Genomic DNA, 24,875 nt, shown 5'->3' with positions numbered 1-24,875 from the left:
GATGACGACTGCATCCGCCCGGCGGCCAACGATCAAGGACGTGGCTGAACGCGCCGGCGTATCCAAATCCTTGGTCTCCCTCGTCCTGCGCGACTCACCCCGGGTCAGTGACGAACGCCGCCAGCGGGTGCTCAAGGTCGTTGAAGAGATGGGCTTCGAACTGAACCTTGCAGCCAGATCCCTGGCAACACGGGTCAGCGGCACCATCGGGGTGCTGGTCAGCGACATGCACAACCCCTGGGCATTTGACGTAGCAGACGCCGCCCGGACCGTACTGGAAGATGCCGGACACACAGTCCTTTTCAGTGCGGTCACGGCTGCCGGCAGGGGAGTGGACCAGTCCATCCTCCAGGCTTTCCGGGACCTGCGCGTAGCCGGCCTGCTCGTCGTCGGAACGGTGCCCGACAAGGCACCGTTCAACCGCGCCGTATCCGGTGGCGCAGTGGTCTTCGCCGGCGGCGGACCGGACTACATCGACACCGCAGATGTGGTCCGCAGCGACGACACCCTCGGGATGAGCATGGTCGTTGAGCATCTGATCGCCCAGGGACACGAGAACATCGCGCATCTTGGCGGGATGGGCGGCTCGGTCGGCCGGGCACGCGTGGATGGATATTCCGCCGCCATGGAAGAGCACGGTCTGGCCCGCCACATCCACGTCGTCGACGCCGACTTCTTCCAGGAATCCGGCTACGTCGCGGCCCAGAGGGCGTTGGGTTCCTCGCGTTCCAGACACCAGCGACCCACGGCACTGGCGTGCATCAACGACCTTGCCGCCTTCGGTGCCATGACGGCTGCCGATGAACGGGGCCTCGAAGTCGCCATCACCGGATACGACAACATCGCGCTGGGCGCCATGCCCCGCCTGGGACTGACCACCGTTGATCCGGACAGTTCCGGAATCGGCGTCGCCGCGGCGAAAACGCTCCTGCAACGCATCCAGGACCACGACTTTGGCGGCGGCTTCGTCCACCAGCCCATCGTCCCTGAACTGGTCATACGCAAGTCCAGCCTGCTCGGCCTCTAACCCACTTCACACCCATATCGTCACCCCGCGGGCCCAAGCCCTCCCGGGAGTGCACCCTCACATCTTCAAGGATGACGATGGCTTCTATAACCACACCCCAAATCTTTGTCGCTCTCGGAAGCGTCGAACCGGACCTGGTGGAACCGCTTCTCGCAGAGAACCAGCGGCTCATCCAGGACCCCACCGCCGAGGACCTGGCCACCGCCGATGCCGCAATCGTCCGCGCCGCGTACCGCGTTGACCGGGAACTATTGGACCGCATGCCGGCCCTCAAAGTCATCGCAAGGACCGGCGTCGGAACTGACCTTGTGGACGTCGCCGAGGCCAACCGACGCGGAATCCCGGTAGTCATCACGCCCGGAAGCAACACTGCCTCAGTGGCTGAAGGCGTATTCGCCCATCTGCTCGCGCTCGTCAAGAAACTCTCTCCGCTGACCAAGCTGGTCCGTGAGGGACGCTGGGAGCAGCGTGCCGGCGTCGACGTCGGAGATCTGGAGGGATTCACCCTGGGCATCATCGGCTACGGCCGCATTGGCCGTCGGGTGGCGCGCATTGCCGAGGCTTTCGAGCTGAAGGTCCTGGCATACGATCCGTTCGCCGAGATCCCCCCGGAGATCCGTTGCGACACCGTAGAGGAGCTCCTCGCGGGCAGCGATTTCACCACCCTGCACGCGCCGTTGACCGCGGAAAACCACAACCTTATCAACGCCGGCAGGCTCGAAGCCATGAAGCCCGGGGCGATCCTGATCAACTGCAGCCGCGGTGGGCTGATCGACCTCGACGCCGCCTACGAGGCCTTGCAGTCGGGGAAGCTTTCAGGGCTTGGCCTCGACGTCTACGATCCCGAACCGCCAGCCCACCATCCTCTGTTCGACCACGAAAACGTGGTCCTGACCCCGCATTTGATGGGCTTCACCCGTCAAGGCATGGCGCACACGGTCAGGGACGCGGCCAAGGGTGCCGTTGACGTCCTGGCCGGCCGCGTTCCGGCGGCGGTGGCAGCACCATGACGGTGCGCATCGGCATCATCGGAGCAGGCATCATGGGGACCGACCACGCCCGGACCCTGCAGCGCAGCGTCTCGGGCGCAACCGTGACAGCCGTCGCCGACCCCGTACAGGACCGTGCCCGTGCAGTTGCCGTCGAAACCGGCGCCCGGTGCTTCAGCTCCGCCGAAGAACTCATCGCCTCACCCTTTGTGGACGCCGTCCTGATTGCCTCCCATGACAGCGCGCACGCCGAACAGGTCATCGGCTGTCTGGAGCACCGCAAGCCCGTTTTGTGCGAAAAGCCGTTGGCGCCAACTGTCCGGGAATGCCAGGACCTCGTTGACCGTCAGAATGCCATCACCGGCGGCATTCCACTCATTTCGGTGGGCTTCATGCGCCGATTCCACCCCGGCTACCGGGAACTGAAAGCCCGGCTCGAGGAGGGCGTGGTCGGCCAGGCGCTCATGGTCCTGAGCTCCCACCGCAACGTCACCACTTCCCCGGGCGGGGACTCGGCCTCCACCATCACCAACTCCGGCATCCACGAAATCGACATCACCGCCTGGCTTCTTAACTCAGCCATCGAATCAGTGAGCTGGCATGCCCCCCGAACCACGGCTCTGGATAGCAGCCGGCAGGATCCGCAGGTGCTGCACCTGCGCACAGCCGACGGTGTCCTGACGAGCGTCGACGTCTTCCTCAACGCACGCTACGGCTACGACGTGCGCTGCGAAGTCGTCGGTGAAACGGGCACTGTCGAGCTCGCACGGCCGCACCTGACCACAACAAGCCGGGGGCTCACGGAGTCACGGAGCTATGCGGCCGACTGGAGGCCCGTTTTCGCCGACGCTTACCGGCTCCAATCCCAAGCATGGATTGACGCCCTGATTTCGGGAACCCGGCCTCCGCTGGCCACTGCCGAGGACGCCCTCGCCGCGACCCGGGTCGCGCAGGCCCTCGTGGCCTCGATGAACAGCGGCGGCGCCACGATCACGATCAATCACCCTCAACCAACCGTCGAAGGCTCATCCGCCGGCGGGAAACTCGAAAGGACCCCCACCCATGTCCGCTAACCGACCGCTCAAGGTTGCACTGTTCGGATCCGGCCGCATCGGCCAGGTCCACGCCCGGAACATCGCCGACCATCCTGACCTGGAACTGGCCTGGATCGCCGATCCGTTCATCAAAGGCGCGCAGGCCCTCGCCGCCACGACCGGGGCGCAGGCTGTCGAGACCGCCGATGAGGTTTTCGCCAACCCTGACCTGGACGCCGTCATCATCGGTTCACCGACGAGCACCCACGTTGATTTGATCTCCCGGGCCGTGGCCGCCGGCGTCGCCGCCCTCTGCGAAAAGCCCATCGACCTGGACATCGACCGGGTCCGCGCGTGCCGGGACCAGATCCGCGGCACCAGGACCCCGCTCATGCTCGGCTTCAACCGCCGCTTCGACCCGAACTTCGCTTCCCTCCGCGCACGGGTTGAGGCCGGAGAAATCGGACGGCTGGAGCAGCTGACCATCATCAGCCGCGACCCGGCCCCGGCGCCCAAGGAGTACATCGAGACCTCCGGCGGGATCTTCCGGGACCAGAGCATTCACGACCTGGACATGGCCCGGTTCTTTGTCCCGGACATCATCGAAGTTTCGGCGACGGGCGCCAACGTTTTCTGTGACTACATCGAACAGGCAGGGGATTTCGACTCTGTCGTCATCAATCTGCGCGGACGCGGTGGTGAGCTCATCACGATCATCAATTCCCGCCACAGTGCATACGGCCACGACCAGCGGCTCGAAGCTTTCGGCAGTGACGGTCTGCTGACTGCCGGCAACATGGCTCCGACCACGGTGCGCAAGTACAGCGCCGCGGGCACCGAAGAGTCCGATGCCTACCTGCCGTTTTTCCTGGAACGCTACGGCCAGGCTTACCGCAATGAGCTGGACAGCTTCGCACGCTCCGTCCGCGAAGGAACCAGCTGCAGCCCCGGCTTCGATGACGGCGTCATGGCCCTCGTCCTGGCCGATGCGGCCGAAGAGTCGGCCCGGTCCGGCCGCGTCGTGAAAATCGGAGAGGAATAAGACCATGGCACTTCTGCAGGACAAGGTCGTCCTTGTCAGCGGCGGCACGCAGGGGCTGGGAGCCGGAGTGGCCCGACGTGCAGCGGTCGAAGGTGCAGCCGGGATCGCCGTCACCGGGCGCAACGCTGAATCAGGAGAAAAGCTCGCCGCGGAGATCACGGCCTCCGGCGTGGAAACCAGGTTCATCAAAACCGACCTCGCCGACGTCGAACAGGCACGCAACTCCGTGCTGGACACGATCTCGACGTTCGGGCGGCTCGACTGCAGCGTCAACGCGGCGGGCCTGACCACCCGCGGCACCATGCTGGACACCACTCCCGAGCTGTTCGACGCCCATATCGCCGTGAACCTGAAGTCCCCGTTCTTCATCATGGCCGAAACCATCAAGCACCTCCGCAGCAGGGGCGCCCCGGGAAGCATCCTGAACGTCATCTCCATCGCCGAACTGGGCGGCCAGCCGTACCTGGCTCCTTATGTCGCGGCGAAGGCCGGGCTGGCGGGCGTGACCCGCAACGCCGCGCACGCCCACCGGTGGGACAAAATCCGCATCAACGGACTGGACATCGGCTGGACCGCCACCGAGGGAGAGGCCGACACCCAAAAGAAATTCCATGGCGCAGGGGAGGACTGGCTCGAAAAGGCCAACGCGTCCGTCCCCATGGGAAAGCTCGGCCAAGTGGACGAGATCGCCGAATTCATTGTCTTTCTCCTCTCCGACCGGAGCGGTGTTGTCACAGGTTCCGTCATCGACTGGGACCAGAACGTTTATGGAGGATCAGATTGAGCACCATCACCAAGCGCCTTGCCGCAGCCCCCATCTCCTGGGGCGTCTGTGAAGTCCCGGGATGGGGTCACCAGCTTCAGGCCGACAGGGTCCTGTCCGAGATGACGGCCCTCGGCATCAGCGCCACGGAGTTTGGCCCCGCCGGGTTCCTTCCCGAACAGGCCGCCCGGCGGGCCGATGTTCTGAAACGGCACAACCTTCAGGCCATTGGCGGCTTCTTCCCGGTCATCCTGCACGATGCATCCAAAAATCCCCTGGACATAGTGGCTGCTGAACTGGATGCGTATGAGGCCGCCGGGGCCAGCATCATGGTCCTCGCCGCCGAGACCGGAGTTGCAGGTTACGATCAGCGCCACGAGCTCGACGCCGAGGGGTGGGACCTGTTCGGCCGGAACCTCGACGCCGTGGTCAAAGCCGCCGCGGACAAGGGCATCCAAGCAGTGGTCCACCCACACGTCGGGACGATGATTGAAAGCACAGCTGACGTTGACCGGGTCCTGAATGACACAGCAGCGAACCTGTGCCTCGACACGGGCCACCTGCTCATCGGCGGCACCGACCCGGCGCTGCTGGTTCGCGACTATGCGGCGCGCATCGGCCACACTCATCTGAAAGACGTGCGCAAGGCTGTCGCACAGCGCGTCCAGGCAGGGGAGATCTCCTACACAGACGGCGTCAAGGCAGGCATGTACGTTCCCCTCGGGCAAGGAGACGTCGGCATTGCCGGCATCGTCCGCAACCTCTTGGACGCCGGCTATCCGGGGTGGTTTACCATGGAGCAGGACACCATCCTCGAAAGCGAACCCACCGACGAGGGCCCCGTCCGGGACGTGCGGCAGTCCGTTGCCTTCCTGCGTCAACTCGATGCGGAGATCGGCGCGTGAGCGCCGTCCGCTGGGGCGTGCTGACCACGGCCCGGATCGCCCAGGGCAGGTTCCTTCCGGCCATGGGCCGTGCCCGGAATGCGGTGGCGTCGGCCATTAGCAGCCCGAACGGAAAGGCCGCCGAGGTTGCCAAACGCTTCGGCATCCCGGCCTCCTATTCCTCTCACGAAGAGTTGCTGGCCGACCCGAGCATTGAAGCCGTCTATCTGCCGTTTCCCAACGCCCTGCACGCCGACTGGATTGTCGCCGCAGCAGAGGCGGGGAAAGACATCCTCTGCGAAAAGCCGCTCGTCGCCAACACCCACGACTACCGCCGGGTACTGGAAGCCTGCGAACGCAACGGTGTGAACCTTATGGAGGCGTTCATGTACCGCTTCCACCCGCAGCACCAGAAAGTCCGCGAGTTCATCGACTCGGGCAGGATTGGCGAGCTGGTGTCCATGCACGCCAGATTCCACTTCGCCATGGACCGGACCGACGGCGAGGTCCGCCTCCAGCCGGGACTGGACGGAGGCGCGCTCAACGACGTCGGTTGCTACGCCATCGACATTATGAACATGGTCATGGGCCGGGCACCGCAAAGCGTCTATGGAAAAGGCGCCAGCCGCACGGACCCGGTGGAAACCACCGTGGCCGCGATCCTGGACTACGGAGATGTCCTTGGCACGCTGGACTGCGGCTTCGAGGGACCGCGCACCAACACCTTCCAAGTGATCGGCACCAAAGGCCATATCACCCTGGACCAGGCATTCGACCCCGACCCCGGGGAAGTTGCCCGCGTCAGCCTATCCCTACGGGACGGGACGACCGAATCCTTCGATATCGGAGAAGACCAGTTCAAGACCGAAATCGAACGGTTCAGCGCCTGGGTTCGAAACTCCGGCCCTGAACTCGTCCACAGGGACCTGACCGAACAAAACCTGGCCGTCCGCCTGGCACTCCAGGAATCACTCGCTACCGGCCTGCCGCGTGCTGTCAACGACGTACACGCCGCGGAACACCACCTACTACAGGAGCAGTAATGACCTACATCAACCACTTCATCAGCGGAGCCGAGGCGGCCGGTAGCGGAACGGCAACCAAACCCGTTTACAACCCGGCCACGGGTTCAGTGACGGCAGAACTGCGGCTGGCCAACAGGGAAGACCTCGACACCACCGTGGCCGCTGCCAAGAAGGCAGCCGAATCCTGGGGCGACATTTCGCTGGCCAAGCGCACCGCGGTGCTGTTCAAATTCCGTGAACTCGTGGCATCCCATGTGGAGGAACTGGCCCAGCTGATCACCGCCGAGCACGGCAAGGTGATCAACGACGCCAAGGGCGAGATCGGCCGCGGCCTGGAGGTCATCGAGTTCGCCTGCGGCATCCCGTCCCTGCTCAAGGGCGAGTACTCGGACCAGGTCTCCACCGGCATCGATGTGTTCTCGTTCCGCGAACCCGTCGGCGTGATCGCCGGCATCACCCCGTTCAACTTCCCGGTCATGGTGCCGCTGTGGATGGCACCGATGGCGATTGCCACCGGCAACGCCTTCATCCTCAAGCCCTCCCACCGCGTCCCGTCAGCTGCGATGCTGCTGGCCAAGCTGTGGAAGCAGGCCGGTCTGCCCGACGGCGTGTTCCAGGTCCTGCACGGCGACCGGGAGGTCGTCTCCGGCCTCCTGACGCATCCGGACGTGGACGCCATCTCCTTCGTCGGCTCAACACCTGTCGCCAAGCACATCCTCGAAGTCGCGACAGCCCACGGCAAGCGCGTCCAGGCCCTGGGCGGGGCGAAGAACCACGCCATCGTGCTGCCCGACGCCGACCTCGATAACGCTGCGGACCACCTCGCCGCCGCCGCCTTCGGCTCCGCGGGACAGCGCTGCATGGCCATCTCCGTCGCCGTCGCCGTCGGGGATGCCGCCGACCTCCTCGTCAAGAAGGTCGAAGAGCGCGCCCTCGATATCAAGGTCAGGAACGGCACTGAAGCCGATGCGGACATGGGCCCTGTGATCAGCCCAGAATCCCGCGAGTTCATCGTCAAGACCGTCACCGAGGCAGAGCAGGCCGGTGCCGCGATGGTCGTTGACGGGCGGGATCTGGTGGTCCCGGGCCACGAGGAAGGCTTCTGGGTTGGCCCCACGGTGATCGACCATGTGAAGACGGAAATGAGCGCTTACACCGAGGAGATCTTCGGACCTGTCCTGGTGGTGGTCCGGGTTGAGGACCTGGAGGCAGGCATCAACCTGATCAACGCCAACCCGTACGGCAACGGAACCGCGATCTTCACCTCCTCCGGTGCGGCCGCGAGGAAGTTCCAGCGCTCCGTGGACGTGGGCATGATCGGCATCAACGTTCCCCTGCCGGTGCCGGTGGCCTACTACTCCTTCGGCGGTTGGAAGGCATCGCTGTTCGGTGACAAGCACATCTACGGCCCCGAAGGCGTTTCCTTCTACACACGCGGCAAGGTCATCACCTCTCGCTGGCCGGAAACCAGCCATGCCTCGGGGGCTTCGTACAACTTCCCGTCCAACTAAGGACAAACGCCGGGGGCCGCGTTTTCTCTGCGGTTCCCGGCGTGCACCGCCCCGTGGGCCAGGGACGCCCGGGCTCGGTGCTATTCGGCCGTGCCTAATAGGGAGTCGTGGAGCCTGTCCCTGACTCCGGTGATGTGTTGCCGTACGGTCTTTTCGATCCGGGCCGGGTCCTGGGCCTCCATGGCTTCCAGTATGTCCATGTGCTCCTCGAAAGACCGCACGGAATGTTCCTCCAGCTGGCCTGAATACACCAGAATCCGCTGGATGTTTCCCCGCAGCCGCTCGATGTAGCTGATCAGCAACGGATTGCCGCAGTTCCGCACGAACAGGTCGTGGAACTCAAAATCCACGTCGGTGAAGCGCTGGGCGTCACCTGCCATGACTTCCGGGCGGACCTCCTCCATGAACTGCCGCATCTTGGCCAGCTCATCCTGAGGGATGGGCGTAGCATGGGCCGCCGCCTCCGACTCCAGGGCGAGTCGGACGCCATACACCTGATCAATCAGGTCCAGGGAGATTGGCGGGATGCCGAAGCCCTTCGGGCCCGACGCCGCCAGAAGTCCTTCGTCCTGAAGCTTGCGGATGGCTTCCCGGAGCGGAGACCGGCTGATCGAGAGCCGTCGCGCCAGGTCGTTCTCGCTCATTACTGTTTCTGCATCCAGCTGGCCGCTCAGGATCCACCGTTTCAAGGTGGCATAGGCCTGTTCTGCCAGCGACGGGGACCGCACGGGCAGTTCCTCCCGCGCGAGTTCTCCAAGATTCGTCATTTTCACTTCCATCCGATTACTCCGGTCCTCCCAGTATCTATGGAAATTGAGGACCTATTGACAGCCTACTGTGATCTACCTAACCTGTACACGGGCGACAGTCGCCTGTATACAGCAGAACTGGAGTTGCAATGAAGCAAACCATTCGTAAGGCCGCCGTCGTACTGGCAGCCCTCGCCCTCGGCACCGCAGGCCTCAGCGCCTGCGCCCAGGATTCTTCTCCTGCCGCCCAGGCCGCTGCTGCCGATGACGGCAAGATCACGGTGGGCTACTCCGGCTACACGGTGTCCAACCCCTTTTTCGCCGGGTTGGTGAAGGGCCTCGAAAACGGCGCCAAGACCCACGGCTATGAACTCATCACCACCAACGCCAACGGCGACCCGAACCAGCAGATCAGCGACGTACAGAACCTTCTCAATAGGGGAGTGGACTACCTCGCCATCAACCCGGCTGACGGCAAAGCCATTGCCGGCGCCGTGGAAGAAGCCAAGAAACGGGGCATCCCCGTTTTCGCTCTCGCCGACACCATCGACGCCCCTGTCGATGTGACCTTGAGCCAGGACCACGTCAAGGCCGGCAAGCTGGCCGTGGACGAAATTGCCACGTTCCTTGAGAAGAAGAATGGCTCGGTGAAGGGCAAGGTCGTGGACATCATGGGCATGGCCGGGTCCCCGGCCGCCAACGGCCGGGAGAAGGGCTTCAAGGAAGCTGTCGCCGAGCACGCCGGAATTGACGTGGTGGCCACTCAGGATGGTGGCTGGGACACGGCCAAAGCGAACGCCATCATGACCGATATCCTCCAGGCAAACCCTGAGATCGACGCAGTCTTCTGCGCCAACGACGCCGAAGCAGTCGGCGTTACCGCAGCCATCCAGGCCGCAGGGCGCTGGAAGCCGATCGGGGACAAGGAACACATCTACGTCATTGGCATCGACGCGCCCAAGCCTGCCATTGAAGACATCCGGAGCGGCCTGCAGGACGCGAGCATCAGCCAGCAGCCCGTCAAGATGTCCGAAAAGATGATTGACCTTATTGCCGACATGGCAGCAGGCAAGTCCGTGGAGAAGAACGTCGAGTGGCCGTCCCAGCTGATCACCAAGGACAACATCGACTCCGCCGAAGTGAAGTCCTACGGCGTGTGGGCCGATGCTCTCTAGCCAGCCCCAAATCCTGCAGCTGAGCGGGATCAGCAAGAGCTACCCGGGGGTGCGGGCACTCAAGGACGTGTCCCTCCGCCTGGAGCCCGGAACCGTCACCGGCCTGGCAGGGGAAAACGGCGCTGGCAAATCGACCCTGATCAAAGTCCTGTCCGGGGCGGTGGTGGCCGACTCCGGCACTGCCGCCCTGGGCGGGGCGCCGTTGCCCGCTAACCCTGCCGGGGTGATCCAGGCCGGAATCAGCGTCATCTACCAGGAACTCACGGACATTCCCGAAATGTCGATCGCTGACAACGTCCTGCTGGGGCGACAGCCGAACCGGGCAGGAGCAGTCAACCGACGCGCACGCGACCGTGTTGCTGTCGCCGCATTGGGCCGAGTCGGACTGGGTCATCTGGACATCTCAGAACCGGTGAAATCCCTGACCATCGCCCAGCGCCAACTCGTCGAAATTGCGCGCTGCCTGGCACGTGAAGCCCGGGTCCTCGTCTTCGATGAGCCCACGTCGTCACTGCCGGAAGCGGATGTGCACGCCCTCATGAGCACCATCCGGGAGCTGCGTAATCAAGGCCTCGCCATCCTGTACGTCACCCACCATCTGGACGAAATGTTCGCGGTGACCGACCGGATTATCGTGATGCGCGATGGCGCCCTCGTCGCCGAAAAGCAGACCTCCGAATGGAACGAGGGAAAGCTGGTCACGGCGATGCTCGCCAGGGACCTCCAACACGCCTACCCCTGGCGGGACCGTCCCCGCGGGGAGCTGGTCCTGGAGACCGACCAGATCGACGCTCCGGGGGTACGGTCAGCCAGCGTCACCGCCCACGCCGGCGAAATCGTGGGTTTGATAGGGCTCGCCGGCGCGGGCCGCACCGAGCTCATGAAAGCCATCGCCGGTGCACACAGCGTCACCGCCGGATCCATCAGTATCAGCGGACGGACCCTCAAACCGGGCAGTATCACCAGCGCCCGAAACCGGGGGGTCATTTATGCGCCGGAGGACCGCAAGCAGGAAGGGCTCGTCCTGGGAGGAACCGTCCAGGACAACCTCGTCTTTGGCCTATACCCTGCCGTGTCCCGGCTGGGCCTGCTCCGTCCACGGTCCGTGGAACGACACGGGGCCGAGCAAATCAGCAGGTTCGGGATCAAGACCGACTCCCTCAGGCAGCAAGTCGGCCGGCTCTCGGGCGGCAACCAACAAAAAGTGATCCTCTCCCGCGTCTCGGCGAACAAACCCAAAGTCGTCCTGCTGGATGACCCCACCCGGGGAGTCGATGTCGGCGCCAAGGCGGCAATCTACGAACAGGTCCTCAACCTGGCGGCCGCGGGAACTGCGGTCCTCCTCGCCAGCTCCGACACGGACGAAGTCCTGGCCATGTCAGACCGCGCCTATGTTCTCCGCAACGGGCGAGTCGTTAGCGAATACACCCGGGACGGCTTTGACCGTGAAGCAATGCTGCATCACGCGTCGGTCGGCTAAGCAGAAATCAGGAAGCCATGACAAACCAAACAACAACCGCCCGGCCGCCTGTGCGGCGGCAGAACACTCCCAAAGCACCGACCTGGTCGCTGACCGGATCCGGCTGGCTGGCACGGATCGCCAAGGATCCCAGCACTCCGATCGCGGTGGCTCTCATCGTCAGCTGCATCGTCATGAGCCTGCTGTCCAGCAAATTTTTCACGGCAGCCAACGTCACGAACATCGTGACACAGTCAGCCATCGTCGGCATTGCCGCGGTGGGCGCCACGTTCGTCATCATCACTTCGGGCATTGACCTGGCCGTCGGGTCGACCATCGCCCTCTCGGGCATGATCGGGGCAACTCTCGTCCACAACGGCGTTGACGGGTTCCTCGGTGTCTTGATCATCGTTGTTGTCGCTTCACTTATCGGAGCCTTCAACGGTTTCTCCATCACGGTCCTGGGACTTGCGCCGTTCATCGTGACACTGGCCGTGCTCGGCATGGGCCGGGGCCTGACGTTGCAGCTGAGCCAGGGCCAAAGCGTCTACGGCCTGCCGCCAAGCCTGACCTGGATCGGCAGCGGCTCGCTCCTGGGGCTGCAGCTGCCCGCCATACTCACCGTCCTCGTCTTCGTCATCGGTCATCTGACCCTGACGCGGACCACCCTGGGACACCAGATTTTCGCTGTTGGCGGCAACAGGGAGGCAGCACGCCTCTCCGGGATCAAGGACAACCGAATCCTGTTCATCGTGTACATCATCGCCGGCCTCTGCGCCGGGCTTTCGTCCCTCATTCTCGTCGGCCGCCTCGGCTCAGCCACGCCCACGGCCGGTGCCGGCGTCGAACTCCAGGTCATAGCCGCCGTCGTCATCGGTGGAGCCAGCCTCTTTGGCGGCAAAGGCAGCATGCTCGGCACCTTCATTGGCGTGCTGCTCATTGGCGTGATCAACAACGGCCTGACCTTGCTGAACGTTAGCCCCTTCTGGGTGCAGTTCATGCAGGGCGCCATCATCTTCATCGCGGTCCTGCTCGACGCCATCAACAGCCGCCGCCTCAACCGCAGATAGACATCCGGGAAAGGACCCCGCCATGAACATCCCTTTCGACCACGACCACCTCGACAGTCTCATGGACGACGCAAACCTCGATGTCCTGCTCGTCACCTCCAAACACAACATCCAATACCTCCTCGGAGGACACCGGTTCTTCTTCTTCGACTACATGGACGCCATCGGCGTCAGCCGCTACCTTCCCGTGTTGCTCTACTTCCGCCAGCACCCGGAAGCAAGCACCTACATCGCCAACGCCATGGAACCCTGGCAACTCGATGTGGACCCTGTCTGGGTAGAACGCATCGAAGCCACCAGCTGGGGTGCCGCGGACGCCATGACGTCCGCAGCCGCGCTCCTGCACGATGTCCACCAGGGGCAGATCCGGGTCGGCATTGAAGCGTCCTTCCTGCCGGTGGAAGCAATGAATGTCCTGGACAAGACCCCGGACATCGAAATCGCGGACGCCCAGTACGTCCTCGAGCGACTGCGCGCATGCAAGAGCCCGGCTGAACTGGACATCATGGAACAGGCATCGATCGGCATCGTGGACTCCATGCAGGCCGTCTTCACCGGACACCGGCCCGGCACTACGCGCAGGGAACTCGTCGAAGCACTCCGCCGGGAGCAGACCAACCGCGGGCTGACCTTCGAATACTGCCTGGCCAGCAGCGGCTCCAGCCACAACCGCGCACCAGCTGACATCCCATGGCTGCAAGGGGAAGTTCTCTGCCTCGATTCCGGTGGAAATCTCGGCGGATACATCGGAGACCTCGCCCGCATGGCAGTGATGGGGGAACCCGACAGCGAACTGGTCGACCTGCTCGCCGAGATCGAGGCCGTCCAACAGGCCGCCCGGATCCCCATCCGCGAAGGCGTGCTCGGACAAGGCATTTTCGATTCGGCACTCAGAGTCCTCGAACACAGCCCGCATCGCGGTGTCACGACCTTCGTTGCCCACGGTATGGGCTTGATCAGCCACGAGGCTCCCAGGCTTACCGCCACAGGCCCCGTCCCATATCCCAACGAAGACGGCAACCTCCCGCTGCAGGCCGGCATGGTCCTGTCCATCGAAACCACCATGCTCCATCCGACACGCGGCTTCATTAAGCTCGAAGACACCATCGCCGTCACAGACACCGGTCACCGGGCATTCGGCGATCAGGCCCGTGCGTGGACCCAAGGCGGTATGCGGTGACCGGCGCATCAGCCCGCACGGCAGACACGTTCGAACTTCACCACGTCGGCATAGTGGTCTCAGACCTCGAGAAGGCAGTGGCTTTCTACGCACAGCATCTGGGACTCATCCCCGAGTCCGTTTCGCCGTGGGCCCTCATCCCCGGCAAACCTCTCGGACTGGACGGAGATGAGGTGAAGCTGCGCTGGGCCTTCATGCGTCTAGGCAGCACTGTCATCGAGATCCACGAATTCGACGGCCCGTTCCAATCGTCCCTGCACCGAACCACAGATCAGCCAGGAGTCGGGCACCTCGCCTTGAAGGTGCCGGACATCCACTCTGCCCGCCGGCGCCTGACGGAGGCAGGCATCACGTTCTACAGCGATCCGAACATCCTGGATCTCCCGGGACAGGACGGGGACCAGTGGGTCTACGGCAAGGACCCCTTCGGCGTCACCATCGAGCTCTACCAACAAGCAGAAAGGACACAGAACGCCCATGAGTGAGACCATGCTCGCCGCCGTTTTCAAAGGAAACGGGATCCTCGAACTCGAACAACGCCCGGTCCCAACACCCATTCAGCCCGACGACATCGTCCTAAGGGTCGGGGCAGTCGGGATCTGCGGATCCGATCTGCACATCCTTGACGTCCCGCCGACCCACCCCGCCAAGCCCGGGGTAATCTTCGGCCACGAATTCTGCGGCGAAGTCGTAGCTGTCGGAGAGGATGTCAGGTCCCTGATCGTCGGCGACACGGTTGCCGTTGACCAAAATCCTCCCTGCGGACGATGCGACACCTGCCGCACAGGCGATCCCAACTTCTGCGAAGCACTCTACGACAATCCCGAGTGCCCCGTTCCCGGATGGCCCCGCACCCCGGGCCAGTGGTGGGACGGAGGCATGGCCGAATACGTCCGCGTCCCCGCACACTACGCTTACCGGGTCGATCCCAACATTCCCGCCGAACAGATCGTACTGGCAGAGCCGCTGGGCTGCGTGCTGAACGGACTGCGAAAATCCGGAGTCCACGCCGGTGAAACCGCTGTCGTTATCGGCGGCGGACCCATCGGCCTGCTCGCCGTAGCAGCCCTGAAGAACCAGGGCGCAGGACAAGTCATCGTCATCGAGCCTGCCGCCAACCGCGCCCAGGTCTCAAAGGAAGTCGGCGCAGACCTCGTCATCAACCCGCGGGAAACCGACGCTGCACAAGCGGTCCGGGAAGCGACCAACGGCCGCGGCCCCACCCTCATCCTCGAAGCCGTGGGCTCCCAACTGGACCTTTCGGTTCAAATGGCGGCAAACCAGGCAAGAATCGTGGTCCTCGGCCTCAATTCCGCCGTCAGCACCGGATTTCCCGCCGTCGACGTCACCACCAAGGAACTCCAGATCCTCGGAGCGTTCCTCATGCGCTACACCATGCAGGAAGCCCTTGACCTCATCCAATCCCAGGTCCTGCCACTGGAGCCCATCATCAGCCACGTCCTGCCACTGCATGACGTGCTCGAAGGAATCGACCTGGCCCGAAGCGGCCGCGGACTCAAAGTCATCTTCAAACCTCAACTCGCGAAAGGAAACCCCCATGAGTGAAACCAGCAGGCGATGGGTCGTCGTCACCGGAGCAGCCTCCGGAATCGGGGACGGGGTCTGCCAGTCACTGGCGGCCGCCGGGTACGGAATCATCATGGCAGACATCGACGCCGACAAACTCGAAAGGGCCGCGGCCTCCATACTGCACAGCCGCACCGTCGTCATCGACGTCGCAGACACTTCCGCCAAACACCGGCTTGAAGAAATGGCCATCGAAACCGGAAACGTCTGGGGCCTCATCAACTGCGCCGGCATCTCCCTGGTCAAACACTTCCTACTCAACAGCGAAGAGGAATGGACCCGCATTCTGCGGACCAACCTCGAAGGAACAATCCGCGCATGCTCCGCCATTGCCCCCGTCCTGAACGCAAACGGCGGAGGAGCGATCATCAACATCGCCTCCATCACCGGACGCAACCCCGCCGCCCTCCAAGGCGCCTATGCTGCATCGAAGGCCGGAGTCATCGGCTTCAGCGCCAGCCTTGCCTTCGATATGGGTCCGCTGAACGTGACGGTCAACTCGATCTGCCCCGGCATTGTACGGACCCCGATCTGGGACCGGATTCTCGAAACAGAAGCCGATGAAACCGGCGAATCACCGGACGAAATCTTCGCAAGGCATACCGAACCCATCCCCATGGGCAGACCGCAATCGGCACAGGAAATCGGCGAACTCTGCGTCTTCCTCCTCTCCGACACGGCCCGCAGTATTTCGGGTGAAGCAATTAACATCACCGGCGGCATGACATTTGTGGACTTTGACTTCAACGCGGCGGCCGCTCAGCTGACCGCACCATAGGCGCGGATGTCCCTTCGAAAGCACACTCCTGACGGGCGCTCGTCCCCCCGTCAGGAGTGCGCCTGGTATGTGGCTGTCCTTCCGGAGCACATCCAGGCGATCGTTTTTTGCCTCTGGGAAGCGCTGACTGTTCGAGGTTTGGTCGGATGGGTACTGCTACAGAGTTCCGCGTTGGCGGAAGCTCCGCAGGATTCGGTCCACTTCCGCTTGCTGGTCCTTGCCGGCGACTAGGCCCAGCATCGGTCCAGCGGCTTTGGAAGCAGGCGCAGTCAGGGCACTCTTTTGCTAGGCGGCCCCATAGCGGCCACTACGGCAGGTCTTCCGTTGTCCGGGTGGTGAATGGCATGACAAGGCGCGATTGGTGGTCGGCGTCCCGGTAGATCTTGTGGGTGACCGGCCGGCCCACCGGCAGGTGGAAGGCATCCGGCGGGAGCAGCGCGTTGTGTTCGTCGGCAAGCGGCTCGTCGTTGGACAATTCCACGGTAAGCGTGTGCCCGGGCATGAAGGTGTTGGCGAACGGGAACAGGCGCAGCACGTACTCCTGGATTGTCCCCGGCTCCACGGGCAGGGCACGCGTGTGCGGGTGCCGCGGGCTTCCCTCGGTGGTCCGCCCGTCGAGTTCGCGGTGTGAGGCCTTGAGGTAGCCGCTTGTGATGAGCTGCCGCTTCCCGTTGGGAGCGTAGTCCCAGAGCCGCAGGATGAAGTTGGTGTCCGGCTGATCGATCTCGGCGAAGATGTGGGCCGCGCCGGTGCCGATCATTTCCGTGGCCTCCTCGAAGGCAGGGGTGGACCAGCTGATGATTTCAACCCTGTCGGTCACAGTCAGCGGAGCCTGGTAGAAACCGTCCGGTGCAGCGTATTCCGCGCCCATCAGCTCGGGCTCGGCGGACAGCTTGTGGCATGGGCGAAGATACAGCGAGGTGTACTGCACGTCCTTTGGCGGCCACTGGTCCGCGGTGACCATCTCGCGGGAGCCTTCCACAAAGACGCTGACCGCCGGCTCGTCCATAACGCCGTTATCAATGCCCTTGATCCAGTAGTCGTACCAGCGGAACATCTTGTCGTGTTCCTCAATAAACGGGCGGGACTGCATCGGCGGGTACGGGCCGATGTCCAGCTTCTTCGGGCCCTTCAGCTCGTTAAACAGGTCGATGGTGCCGTCCAGGGTCCAACCGCGGCCCTGGTCCAGCTGCAGCCAGACCGGAATGTCGATGTTCGGCGCCAGCGTGATGGGATTGCGCTCCTCATACCAGTCCCCGTCCAGCTCGTTCATCACGATGTCGAACCACGCCTCGTGGTTCTTGGGGTAGCTCAGCACATGCACCAGGTTCGGCCAGGCGGCGATGTCCGGGTCCTGCAGGCGCTTATGGACCAGCTCTTTCAGTTCCTCCGGTGGGTACGTCTCGATCATGCGGGACTTCACGCCGTCGGTGAACGCCCAGCCGGAGTCGCCGCCGCGGCCCTCGCGTGCGGCCCGGGGCATAAACCACATGATCCCGCCGTGGTAGGTGGTCTCGTAGAAGTCGTAGTGGCCGCCGGAGACGAAGATCGCCTTCAAGCTCGGGGGGCGTTCCGCCGCGGCCAGCACCTGCATGGAGCCGAAGTACGAGATGCCCACCATGCCCACGTTGCCGTCGCACCACGGCTGCGCTGCGACCCACTCGATGAAGTCGTACGCGTCCTGGCCCAGCGAAACACCGCCGGCGTTGTAGTTCCCGATGTGGTCACCGCCGGAATGGCCGGAACCGCGCAGATCGCCTATGACGTGGACATAGTTCTCCTTGACGATCCGGGCAATGTCGCCGGCCTCGATGCAGCCGTCCCACATCGGGCTGGGGCGCCGCTGCGGCGGGGTGGTGAGGGCCAGTGCCTGCAGTTCCTTGCCGTACGGGCTCAGTGCCACCAGCGCGGGGCGCGGCTTGTCCTCAGGGCCCTGGTAGGCGTCGGCGGCGAGCTGGATGCCGTCGCGCATGGGAACCCGGAGGTCCTTGCGGACGGCGATCTTCTGCGCGCCGGCATTCAGTATCAGGACGTCATCCATGAGTGCGTAGCTCCTCATTCTTGGTCGTAGGGTCGAACGTCGTGCGGTAGCCGTGGAGCGTCGTGAAGAACGGGGATGGCTCCAACGTGGGGTCTGCGGCGTACCCGAGGTCCCCGGCTACCCGGGCGAAGGGTGAGTACGGCGAGTCCGTGTCCTGCAGCCCGGCAGCCAGGCAACCGCAGGCTGCCTCGCTGACCTGGGCTTCGACGTCGATACTCTCCTTGAGTGCCCGGCGCGTCTGGGCAGCGTCAAGTTCGACGCCGAACGGCTCACCGTCCGCGCCCCGGTACGGGTGCCCGAGGTACAAGTGCCGCGGACGGATCTGGTCGCTGAGGTATTGCAGGCTTGAGCGGTAGCCTGCCGGGTCCACAAATCCGGGGAAGCCGTTGGCCGCACCGTGGACCTGCACGGCATCGCCAACGAACACGTCGTTCTGTCCGTCAATGACATACGCGACCGACCCGGCGGTGTGGCCCGGAATCGAGTGGACCGAGACGGTGACGTCACCGCCGAGGGAGATGGTCTCGCCGCCCTTGACGAGCATCGTCGGTTCCAGCTCGCCCGAGATGACGGCGTTTGTGGCCGCCGTCAGCTTCGCCTCGCCGTCGGGGTCCTTCAGGTACTGCGCCCGTCCGGTCAGGTATTCATCCACATGGGCCCGGCGCGAGCGAAGCATCGGTGCATCGGCCTCGTGGATCACCACCTGGGCGCGCCGTTCGGTCAGCTCCCACAGCGCGTGCGCGCCGCCGATGTGGTCGATATGTCCGTGTGTCAGCAGGATCCACCGGACGTCCTCGATCCGGCGGCCAATTGCCTCCAGCGCCGGCACCATGCCCTCGGCCGGCGAGGACGCGATGCCGGTATCGACGATGGCCGGCTCCGGTGCGTCGATGAAGAAGCTGTAGAGACCGAACCGCCCCCACGGCGAGACGATGGGATGAACGGCGATTGGTGTCGTCATTGCGCTGTTCCCTCCTCGACCCCGGGCCCCGCGTTCAGGAATTCGCCTGTCTCCTCGAACGCCCGGTAGAACTCCGGGATCCAGGAGAAGTTCTGGACAAAACCGTGGTTCGCCCCGTCGTAGCGGCTGACGGTCGCGTCGACGCCGGCCTCCGCCAGGCGCCGGCCGTAGAGTTCGCCCTCGTCGCGCAGGGGGTCGTGTCCGGCGGTGATGACCAGTGCGGCCGGCAGGCCGGCGAGGTCCGCGCGCTTGATGGGGGAGACGAGGGGGTCCGCCGGGTCCGCCCCGCTCTCAAGGTAGAAGGCGTTGAACGGTTTAAGGCCGGCCGTCTCCAGCCCGTACCCTTCGGCGTTCTCCCGCAGCGACGGGTAACGGTCGACGTCGAAATCCAGGTCCAGGGACGGGTAGAAAAGGACCTGGTGGGTGATCCGGTTGAACCCGTCGTCGTGGGCTTTCGCGGCGATGGCGGCGACGAAGTTGCCGCCCGAGCTGTCACCGGCGATGGCCAGGTTCTTCCCGTCCCACTTTAGGCGCCCGCCCTTTCCGGCCGCCCAGCGCACCACGCCGTAGCAGTCCTCGAGGCCGGCCGGGAACGCGGCTTCGGGGGCCAGGGCATAGCCCACCGAGATGACCTGGTGCCTGGTCTCCTTGGCCAGTGCGCGCGCCACGTGGTCATGGGTGTCCAGGCTGCCCAGGAAAAACGCGCCGCCGTGGAAATACACGAGCAAACCGTAGGCGTCAGCCTCCACCGGCGTGTAGATCCGCACGGGCACTTCGCCCGCCGGCGTCACGGCAGTGGCGTCCTCGACTGCGTGCAGCGTGGTCGTCCGCTTCGCGGCCGGCTGTTGGGTCCAGTGCTGTCCGTCGCAGAGCTCCGGCCATCCCTGGCCCTTTTGTGTCTACGACGATGCTCCTATAGGCGTCAAATCGGGATTATGGCTGTTGCCGGATGTGCGTGAGCCGTGCGTTGGCGAAACATGGGAGGGGCGGGACAGGGCGTGCTGCTGAATCACAAACGGAAAAAATCCGATTGTGCCTAGTGCTCGCTGGCCCGCAGGCCTCGCATCGGCCAATTTCCGCCCGATCGCGATTCCGTCAGGTGCTACTAGGTCTCTGCGTCGCCCTCTTTGCCACGAGTCATTTTTCGTCCTTCCAGACGGTCGATTCTTACGTTGTTGAGGACACTGAGGAGAATGGCTATTAAGAGGACTATTGCCGGCCAGTAGCCAAACCGGCTGTTATCCGAAACCGCTATAAATGACGAGGCATCCACGATCCCGACCAAGATAAGGGTCACCGTGGGTGTCTTCTTGTTCCAAAAGCCAGCCATCAGCCCTCCTTAACTTGCAAAAGCCACGATATGGAGACGTGGTATTGCATAAGTGTCACTGTCCTGAACTATGAAGTCGAGGGTGCCCGGATGTCTGGGACATGGGGTGGTTCACGGGTCAGGCCGCCTCAGTGGTAGTTGGCATACTCATCAAATCGGGGATTTTGGTTGTTTGCTCGGTCAGCCATTGGCGGTAGTTCGTGGCAAGGGTGTCGTTGCGGAGGAGGCCGCGTTCCAGGAGGGAAATTTTGGAGGGCCATTGGCCAAGTTCGCGGGCTGCGGTCGTGATGGTGAGACCGAGTGCGGTGCGCTTTTGGCGCAGATCGGTGTTGTCCGGGGCTGCCTGGGGGTTGGTGATTTGGCGGTAGATTTCCCGGGCTGCGTAGCGTTTGAGGCAGCGCATGATTTCCCGTTTGCTCTTGCCCTCCGCGGTGCGTTTGGCCACGTAGTCCTTGGTTCGTTGGCATGAGGCCATGCGGACCAGGACGACCTGATACAAGGCATGGTTGGCGTTGCGGTCGCCGCCTCTGCTGAGCCGGTGGCGGGTGGTTTTGCCCGAGGAAGCGGGTATGGGTGCGACTCCGACGAGGGCAGCGAATTGGGCCTCGTTTTCTATGCGGTCGGGGTTGTCTCCGACGGTGACCAGGAGCTGGCTGGCTACTTCGGTTCCGACGCCTGGAAGGTCACTGAGCATCGGCGCGTAGGTGTCGAGGATTTCCTGGAGCGCGGCGTCGGCGGTGGCGATTTCTGCCGCGAGGGAGTGGCAGCGGTTGGCCAGGGCCTTCAGCGTCAGCAGGCATACGTACTCGGGATCAGCCACATCGCCCGAAGGCCTGGTGCGCTGCAGGGCAGTGATCATCGCCGAGGTTCCAAGCCCCCGGTATTTCGCCCGGAGTTTGTCCGGGGCTGAAACGAGAAGGCCCTTGATCTGGTTGATGGCTGCAGTGCGGGCCTTTACTGCCGAGGTGCGGCCGGCACGTAGGATTCGCAGGCATTCCACAGGACCGTCTTTGGCCTTGGGTACCGATGTGGTCCGGCCGTCGAGTACGGATTGGGCGGCTTGGTAGGCGTCCAAAGGGTCTGATTTGCCCTTCAGTCGGCGCGGGGCCCGATTTGGTCGGTTCACCTCCAGCACACAGAGACCTTCTCCGCGTAGGGTTTTGGCGATTTCGGCCCCGTAGGATCCTGTTCCTTCGACCCCTACGGCGGTGACCGTGCCGTGGCTGGTGATGAACTCTACGATCTTCCGGTATCCGGATCCCACGGCGAGGAATTCCCTGTCCGCGAGTGGCTTGCCGTGCTCGTTGATGACGGCCACGTGGTGTGTGTCGGAGTGGGTGTCGATACCTGCGATGACGTTGGTTGTTTCGGTCGCCAAGATGGAAGTTGCCCCTCAGTCGAGATCAATTGCTGGTTGAACAGGGCGTGGGCCAGGTGGGCAGACAAAACGGTAATGGGACTGGTCGTATCAGGCTCCTATGAAGTCATGTCCGCCTGGCACATCACCCCCTTTGATGGACCTTGAGCCGGCGGACAGATCGTCGGTAAGACAGTGCCGCCAGGCACGTCAGTTTTTTGCTGAGTCACGCCGGCTCAAGACCTTTTCCAGTATTACCGTTTTTTGTCTGCTGTCCTTCGGATGGTACGTGCCCGCTCCGGCCCCATCCAGCCCCCGTCGTTCCTCCAGGGGCCTGCGGCCCGCACAATCGGCTCCGGCGCTCCTTCGTCGCATATTTCCTCTCGCAGATTGCACGTCCCTGGCCCTTCGGGTGGACAGGGCCTCCGTCGGGCACAGCTACGCAAGCTTCGCCAGCAGGCAAAAAACAACGGGGGGAGAGGGGAAGCTGGCCGGTCACCAACCGCACCCCGCCCACCGAATCCTCAGCAAAGGACGAAAAACACCATGAACACCACACCCACGCTCGAAATGCTTGACCCCAAGACCCTGACCATCGACATCAACGTCCGCAAGGCCGCCGACCTGAAGGCCGACTTCATCGCCAGCATCAAGGAACTCGGTGTGCTCGAACCGGTCATTGCCCACCGCAAGGACGACGGCACCGTGCACGTCCTGATGGGCCAGCGCCGCACCCTGGGCGCAGTGGAAGCAGAGCGCGACTCCATACCGGTGATGATCGTTTCCAGCCCGGAAGAGGCAGAGCGCATCGTCACCCAGGTCGTGGAGAACATCCAGCGCACCGAACTGACCGAAGCCGACGAAGCCGACGCCTACCACCAGCTCTCGCTCATCGGAGTCTCGGCCGCCGACATCGCCAAAAAAACCGGCCGAACCAAAACCACCGTGGAAAGCGCACTCAAAGCCAAAGCCTCCACCACCGGAGCGAAGGCACTCGACAGCGGCTACACCGTAGACATGGCACTCGTGCTCGCCGAATTTGAAGGCGACGAGGATGCCATCGAGGAACTCGAATCCGTCATCCGGGACGAACCCGACTACTTCGACCACCTCGCGCAGAAGCTCCGGGACGACCGGGAATCCAAGGCCCAGCTCGCCACACTGATCGAGGAGCTCATCGCCCAGGGCAAGGCCATCGTCGAGGACGCCGGACACTACGCCGAGGAGGAGAACCTGTTCGTGTCTGCGGCCAAGCGGGCAGACGGTGAACCGGCCACCGACGAGGACGCCAACGCCTATGTGATCAGCGCCGACTACCGCGGCCAGCACAGCGCGAAGCCTGTCATCAGCGACTGGAAGGAACTGGGCTTCACCCCGAAGTACGAACGCTACGACGGCGGCACCCAGGCACAGAAAGGCCCGATGACCGAGGAACAGAAAGCCGAGAGGAAGACCCTGATCGCCAACAACAAGGCCATGGAATCCGCCACGAAGGTCCGCCGTGAATGGGTCAAAAGCCTGCTGGCCCGCAAGGCCGCACCGAAGGGCTGGCAGTACTTCACCGTCCACGCCATCACTCACCACCCCGAAACGGCCAGCGGATACGACGGGAAGGCCGCCACCGAGATGATAGGAGCCAAGACCGGCGAGGAAAGCGACGGGTGGGGCTGGAACCCCCTCCGGGACCACGTCGCAAAAACCACCGCACGGTCCGAGTTCGCACTGATCGCCCTGATCTGCGCAGGCTACGAAAAGACAATCCAAAAGGACTCGTGGCGTAGCGCAGGACAGGTCCACAACGCCTACCTCACCCAACTTGTGACATGGGGATACAAGGCCAGCGAAGTCGAACGGATCATCCTCGACAAGCACTCCGCCGAGGAAACCGCAGAATAAAAGACCCCTTGCCGGGCGGCACCCCCACCGCCCGGCAAGGCCCACTGCCACTCACCACGAGAGGGCCAGGAACCTCCCAAACGTCGGGCGGTCCGCCGCCCAGGGCGAACCACAGCAGCCACTCACCAGCGGCTGACCGCCATCCGCGGCCCATCCCTTGGCGTCCGGGTGCCGCGCTGTACCACCGCTTTCCGTTCCAACAGCCTGAAAGGCGGCTGCACAAGGACAACCACTACATCACGATGAACCCATAGATTTCCTTTTGCTGAGGGAAACCAGGCAGGGCCCGGCCCATGAACTGCTCCCCGAAAGTTGGACTGAAAATTCAGTTCTGACTTACGGGGAGCAGTTTCATGTTTAAGGGCAGTTCGTTGTCTGAGGAGCAGCGCGAGGCAGCGGTGGCGCTGTTTGAGATCGGTTGGGGAGCCAGGGCTGTAGCGAGAAGACTTGGCGTGGGTACGAAGGCAGTCCTCCGGTTGTACGACAGATGGCGCGTTCGTGGAGATACTGCTCTTGTGACCAAACCAGGCAGACTGTATTCGTTCGAGTTCAAGCTCAACGCTGTGCAGCGATATATTTCAGGCGCGAACAGGGTCGCTCTGGCAAAGGAGCTCGACCTGTCGTCGCCACATTTGATTACCGTGTGGGCGGGCCAGTACCGGGCTCAAGGCGAGGAAGGTCTGCGCCCGAAACCGAAAGGCCGGCCGAGGAAAAACCCTGAGGTTCCAGCGCAGCCGGAACCGGAGCTGCAGCGGCTGCGCCGCGAGAACGAACGCCTGCGTGCAGAGGTGGCCTTCCTGGGAAAAGTAAAGGCCTTGAGGGACGGGGAACAGCGCTAAAGGTCCGCGCTGTCATGGCTCTCAAGGCCGAGCATCGGTTGGAAGTTCTCCTGGACGTAGCCGGGTTACCCCGGTCCACGTTCGGGACTGCCCCCGGTTTTGTTGACTCCTTGACCTAGCGAGCTTGTGCTCGTGGAAGGATGTTGACTATGCCCACGGCTTATGGGGCGGAGTTCCG

23 protein-coding genes and 1 pseudogene are annotated in these 24,875 nt (G+C 63.6%); 18 read left to right on the top strand and 6 right to left on the bottom strand.

All coding sequences use genetic code 11. The annotated features are described in order from the left end of the window. Position 1: 1 nt before the first annotated feature. From AB0N24_RS25205 to AB0N24_RS25170, 8 genes are all read left to right on the top strand, one after another. Positions 2 to 1,027 carry a LacI family DNA-binding transcriptional regulator gene (locus AB0N24_RS25205; RefSeq protein WP_364130640.1) on the top strand — a complete coding sequence of 342 codons (1,026 nt, stop codon included), beginning with the start codon at positions 2 to 4 and terminating at the stop codon, positions 1,025 to 1,027. A gap of 77 nt (positions 1,028 to 1,104) precedes the next feature. Continuing rightward, entirely contained in the window at positions 1,105 to 2,037 is a 933-nt protein-coding gene (locus tag AB0N24_RS25200) for a hydroxyacid dehydrogenase (RefSeq protein ID WP_364130637.1), read from the top strand. Further along, positions 2,034 to 3,089, top strand: a complete 1,056-nt coding sequence (locus AB0N24_RS25195) for a Gfo/Idh/MocA family oxidoreductase (protein ID WP_364130634.1) — start codon at positions 2,034 to 2,036, stop codon at positions 3,087 to 3,089. The genes AB0N24_RS25200 and AB0N24_RS25195 overlap by 4 nt, the downstream gene beginning before the upstream one ends. After that, positions 3,079 to 4,092: an inositol 2-dehydrogenase gene (gene iolG / locus AB0N24_RS25190; protein WP_364130631.1), complete on the top strand. Its 1,014-nt coding sequence runs from the start codon at positions 3,079 to 3,081 to the stop codon at positions 4,090 to 4,092. The genes AB0N24_RS25195 and iolG overlap by 11 nt, the downstream gene beginning before the upstream one ends. 4 nt (positions 4,093 to 4,096) lie before the next feature. Beyond that, positions 4,097 to 4,876, top strand: coding sequence for an SDR family oxidoreductase (locus AB0N24_RS25185; RefSeq protein WP_364130628.1), 780 nt, complete (start codon positions 4,097 to 4,099; stop codon positions 4,874 to 4,876). Then, complete coding sequence (locus tag AB0N24_RS25180; protein ID WP_364130626.1) at positions 4,873 to 5,760, top strand: sugar phosphate isomerase/epimerase; 888 nt, start codon at positions 4,873 to 4,875, stop codon at positions 5,758 to 5,760. The genes AB0N24_RS25185 and AB0N24_RS25180 overlap by 4 nt, the downstream gene beginning before the upstream one ends. After that, the gene (locus AB0N24_RS25175; protein WP_364130623.1) at positions 5,757 to 6,782 is read left to right on the top strand and encodes a Gfo/Idh/MocA family oxidoreductase; all 1,026 of its coding nucleotides are present in this window, start codon (positions 5,757 to 5,759) and stop codon (positions 6,780 to 6,782) included. The genes AB0N24_RS25180 and AB0N24_RS25175 overlap by 4 nt, the downstream gene beginning before the upstream one ends. Next, positions 6,782 to 8,275, top strand: a complete 1,494-nt coding sequence (locus tag AB0N24_RS25170; protein WP_364130620.1) for a CoA-acylating methylmalonate-semialdehyde dehydrogenase — start codon at positions 6,782 to 6,784, stop codon at positions 8,273 to 8,275. The genes AB0N24_RS25175 and AB0N24_RS25170 overlap by 1 nt, the downstream gene beginning before the upstream one ends. An 80-nt stretch (positions 8,276 to 8,355) precedes the next feature. Here the strand turns inward: AB0N24_RS25170 and AB0N24_RS25165 are convergent, their stop codons facing one another. Next, positions 8,356 to 9,042 (bottom strand): GntR family transcriptional regulator, encoded by a 687-nt coding sequence (locus tag AB0N24_RS25165; RefSeq protein WP_364130617.1) that lies wholly within the window; start codon positions 9,040 to 9,042, stop codon positions 8,356 to 8,358. Positions 9,043 to 9,173: 131 nt separating this feature from the next. Between AB0N24_RS25165 and AB0N24_RS25160 the strand changes: the two genes are divergently transcribed. The 7 genes from AB0N24_RS25160 to AB0N24_RS25130 are packed head-to-tail and all read left to right on the top strand — an operon-like array spanning position 9,174 to position 16,273. Further along, on the top strand, positions 9,174 to 10,199 hold the full coding sequence (locus AB0N24_RS25160) for a sugar ABC transporter substrate-binding protein (protein WP_364130614.1): 1,026 nt from the start codon (positions 9,174 to 9,176) through the stop codon (positions 10,197 to 10,199). After that, positions 10,189 to 11,679 carry a sugar ABC transporter ATP-binding protein gene (locus AB0N24_RS25155; protein ID WP_364130611.1) on the top strand — a complete coding sequence of 497 codons (1,491 nt, stop codon included), beginning with the start codon at positions 10,189 to 10,191 and terminating at the stop codon, positions 11,677 to 11,679. Before AB0N24_RS25160 ends, AB0N24_RS25155 begins: the two co-directional genes overlap by 11 nt. Positions 11,680 to 11,696: 17 nt before the next feature. Beyond that, positions 11,697 to 12,728, top strand: a complete 1,032-nt coding sequence (locus AB0N24_RS25150) for an ABC transporter permease (protein ID WP_364130608.1) — start codon at positions 11,697 to 11,699, stop codon at positions 12,726 to 12,728. A gap of 22 nt (positions 12,729 to 12,750) precedes the next feature. Further along, a complete protein-coding gene (locus AB0N24_RS25145; RefSeq protein WP_364130605.1) occupies positions 12,751 to 13,908 on the top strand; it encodes a Xaa-Pro peptidase family protein in 1,158 nt (385 codons plus the stop codon). After that, complete coding sequence (locus tag AB0N24_RS25140) at positions 13,905 to 14,393, top strand: VOC family protein (protein ID WP_364130602.1); 489 nt, start codon at positions 13,905 to 13,907, stop codon at positions 14,391 to 14,393. Before AB0N24_RS25145 ends, AB0N24_RS25140 begins: the two co-directional genes overlap by 4 nt. Next, positions 14,386 to 15,474, top strand: a complete 1,089-nt coding sequence (locus AB0N24_RS25135) for an alcohol dehydrogenase catalytic domain-containing protein (protein WP_364130599.1) — start codon at positions 14,386 to 14,388, stop codon at positions 15,472 to 15,474. The genes AB0N24_RS25140 and AB0N24_RS25135 overlap by 8 nt, the downstream gene beginning before the upstream one ends. Beyond that, positions 15,467 to 16,273 (top strand): SDR family NAD(P)-dependent oxidoreductase, encoded by an 807-nt coding sequence (locus tag AB0N24_RS25130; protein WP_364130596.1) that lies wholly within the window; start codon positions 15,467 to 15,469, stop codon positions 16,271 to 16,273. Before AB0N24_RS25135 ends, AB0N24_RS25130 begins: the two co-directional genes overlap by 8 nt. A 307-nt stretch (positions 16,274 to 16,580) precedes the next feature. Here the strand turns inward: AB0N24_RS25130 and AB0N24_RS25125 are convergent, their stop codons facing one another. From AB0N24_RS25125 to AB0N24_RS25105, 5 genes are all read right to left on the bottom strand, one after another. Continuing rightward, positions 16,581 to 18,314 carry a CocE/NonD family hydrolase gene (locus AB0N24_RS25125; protein WP_364130593.1) on the bottom strand — a complete coding sequence of 578 codons (1,734 nt, stop codon included), beginning with the start codon at positions 18,312 to 18,314 and terminating at the stop codon, positions 16,581 to 16,583. After that, entirely contained in the window at positions 18,307 to 19,275 is a 969-nt protein-coding gene (locus AB0N24_RS25120) for an MBL fold metallo-hydrolase (RefSeq protein WP_364130590.1), read from the bottom strand. The genes AB0N24_RS25125 and AB0N24_RS25120 overlap by 8 nt, the downstream gene beginning before the upstream one ends. Next, positions 19,272 to 20,066, bottom strand: coding sequence for an alpha/beta hydrolase (locus tag AB0N24_RS25115; RefSeq protein WP_364130587.1), 795 nt, complete (start codon positions 20,064 to 20,066; stop codon positions 19,272 to 19,274). Before AB0N24_RS25115 ends, AB0N24_RS25120 begins: the two co-directional genes overlap by 4 nt. A 314-nt stretch (positions 20,067 to 20,380) precedes the next feature. Then, complete coding sequence (locus AB0N24_RS25110; protein ID WP_364130584.1) at positions 20,381 to 20,605, bottom strand: hypothetical protein; 225 nt, start codon at positions 20,603 to 20,605, stop codon at positions 20,381 to 20,383. 118 nt (positions 20,606 to 20,723) lie between these two features. Beyond that, complete coding sequence (locus AB0N24_RS25105; protein WP_364130581.1) at positions 20,724 to 21,983, bottom strand: IS110 family transposase; 1,260 nt, start codon at positions 21,981 to 21,983, stop codon at positions 20,724 to 20,726. A gap of 525 nt (positions 21,984 to 22,508) precedes the next feature. Here AB0N24_RS25105 and AB0N24_RS25100 point away from each other — a divergent pair. The 3 genes and pseudogenes from AB0N24_RS25100 (at position 22,509) to AB0N24_RS25090 (ending at position 24,697) form a co-directional block, all read left to right on the top strand. Continuing rightward, positions 22,509 to 23,858 (top strand): ParB/RepB/Spo0J family partition protein, encoded by a 1,350-nt coding sequence (locus AB0N24_RS25100; RefSeq protein ID WP_364130578.1) that lies wholly within the window; start codon positions 22,509 to 22,511, stop codon positions 23,856 to 23,858. 353 nt (positions 23,859 to 24,211) lie between these two features. Then, a pseudogene (locus tag AB0N24_RS25095) lies at positions 24,212 to 24,361 on the top strand (helix-turn-helix domain-containing protein); the annotation flags it as partial. A gap of 12 nt (positions 24,362 to 24,373) precedes the next feature. Further along, complete coding sequence (locus tag AB0N24_RS25090) at positions 24,374 to 24,697, top strand: helix-turn-helix domain-containing protein (RefSeq protein ID WP_364130676.1); 324 nt, start codon at positions 24,374 to 24,376, stop codon at positions 24,695 to 24,697. Positions 24,698 to 24,875 lie beyond the last annotated feature (178 nt).

This window comes from Arthrobacter sp. NPDC093128 (assembly GCF_040683875.1).
Classification (GTDB): Bacteria; Actinomycetota; Actinomycetes; order Actinomycetales; family Micrococcaceae; genus Arthrobacter.
This window is presented reverse-complemented; position numbering and strand designations above follow the sequence as displayed.

Excerpts from the sequence above, each read along its gene's own strand:
- AB0N24_RS25205 (WP_364130640.1), top strand. The coding sequence starts at position 2 with ATGACGACTGCATCCGCCCGGCGGCCAACGATCAAGGACGTGGCTGAA.
- AB0N24_RS25200 (WP_364130637.1), top strand. The coding sequence starts at position 1,105 with ATGGCTTCTATAACCACACCCCAAATCTTTGTCGCTCTCGGAAGCGTC.
- AB0N24_RS25195 (WP_364130634.1), top strand. The coding sequence starts at position 2,034 with ATGACGGTGCGCATCGGCATCATCGGAGCAGGCATCATGGGGACCGAC.
- iolG (WP_364130631.1), top strand. The coding sequence starts at position 3,079 with ATGTCCGCTAACCGACCGCTCAAGGTTGCACTGTTCGGATCCGGCCGC.
- AB0N24_RS25185 (WP_364130628.1), top strand. The coding sequence starts at position 4,097 with ATGGCACTTCTGCAGGACAAGGTCGTCCTTGTCAGCGGCGGCACGCAG.
- AB0N24_RS25170 (WP_364130620.1), top strand. The coding sequence starts at position 6,782 with ATGACCTACATCAACCACTTCATCAGCGGAGCCGAGGCGGCCGGTAGC.
- AB0N24_RS25165 (WP_364130617.1), bottom strand. The coding sequence starts at position 9,042 with ATGACGAATCTTGGAGAACTCGCGCGGGAGGAACTGCCCGTGCGGTCC.
- AB0N24_RS25160 (WP_364130614.1), top strand. The coding sequence starts at position 9,174 with ATGAAGCAAACCATTCGTAAGGCCGCCGTCGTACTGGCAGCCCTCGCC.
- AB0N24_RS25155 (WP_364130611.1), top strand. The coding sequence starts at position 10,189 with ATGCTCTCTAGCCAGCCCCAAATCCTGCAGCTGAGCGGGATCAGCAAG.
- AB0N24_RS25150 (WP_364130608.1), top strand. The coding sequence starts at position 11,697 with ATGACAAACCAAACAACAACCGCCCGGCCGCCTGTGCGGCGGCAGAAC.
- AB0N24_RS25145 (WP_364130605.1), top strand. The coding sequence starts at position 12,751 with ATGAACATCCCTTTCGACCACGACCACCTCGACAGTCTCATGGACGAC.
- AB0N24_RS25135 (WP_364130599.1), top strand. The coding sequence starts at position 14,386 with ATGAGTGAGACCATGCTCGCCGCCGTTTTCAAAGGAAACGGGATCCTC.
- AB0N24_RS25130 (WP_364130596.1), top strand. The coding sequence starts at position 15,467 with ATGAGTGAAACCAGCAGGCGATGGGTCGTCGTCACCGGAGCAGCCTCC.
- AB0N24_RS25125 (WP_364130593.1), bottom strand. The coding sequence starts at position 18,314 with ATGGATGACGTCCTGATACTGAATGCCGGCGCGCAGAAGATCGCCGTC.
- AB0N24_RS25120 (WP_364130590.1), bottom strand. The coding sequence starts at position 19,275 with ATGACGACACCAATCGCCGTTCATCCCATCGTCTCGCCGTGGGGGCGG.
- AB0N24_RS25110 (WP_364130584.1), bottom strand. The coding sequence starts at position 20,605 with ATGGCTGGCTTTTGGAACAAGAAGACACCCACGGTGACCCTTATCTTG.
- AB0N24_RS25100 (WP_364130578.1), top strand. The coding sequence starts at position 22,509 with ATGAACACCACACCCACGCTCGAAATGCTTGACCCCAAGACCCTGACC.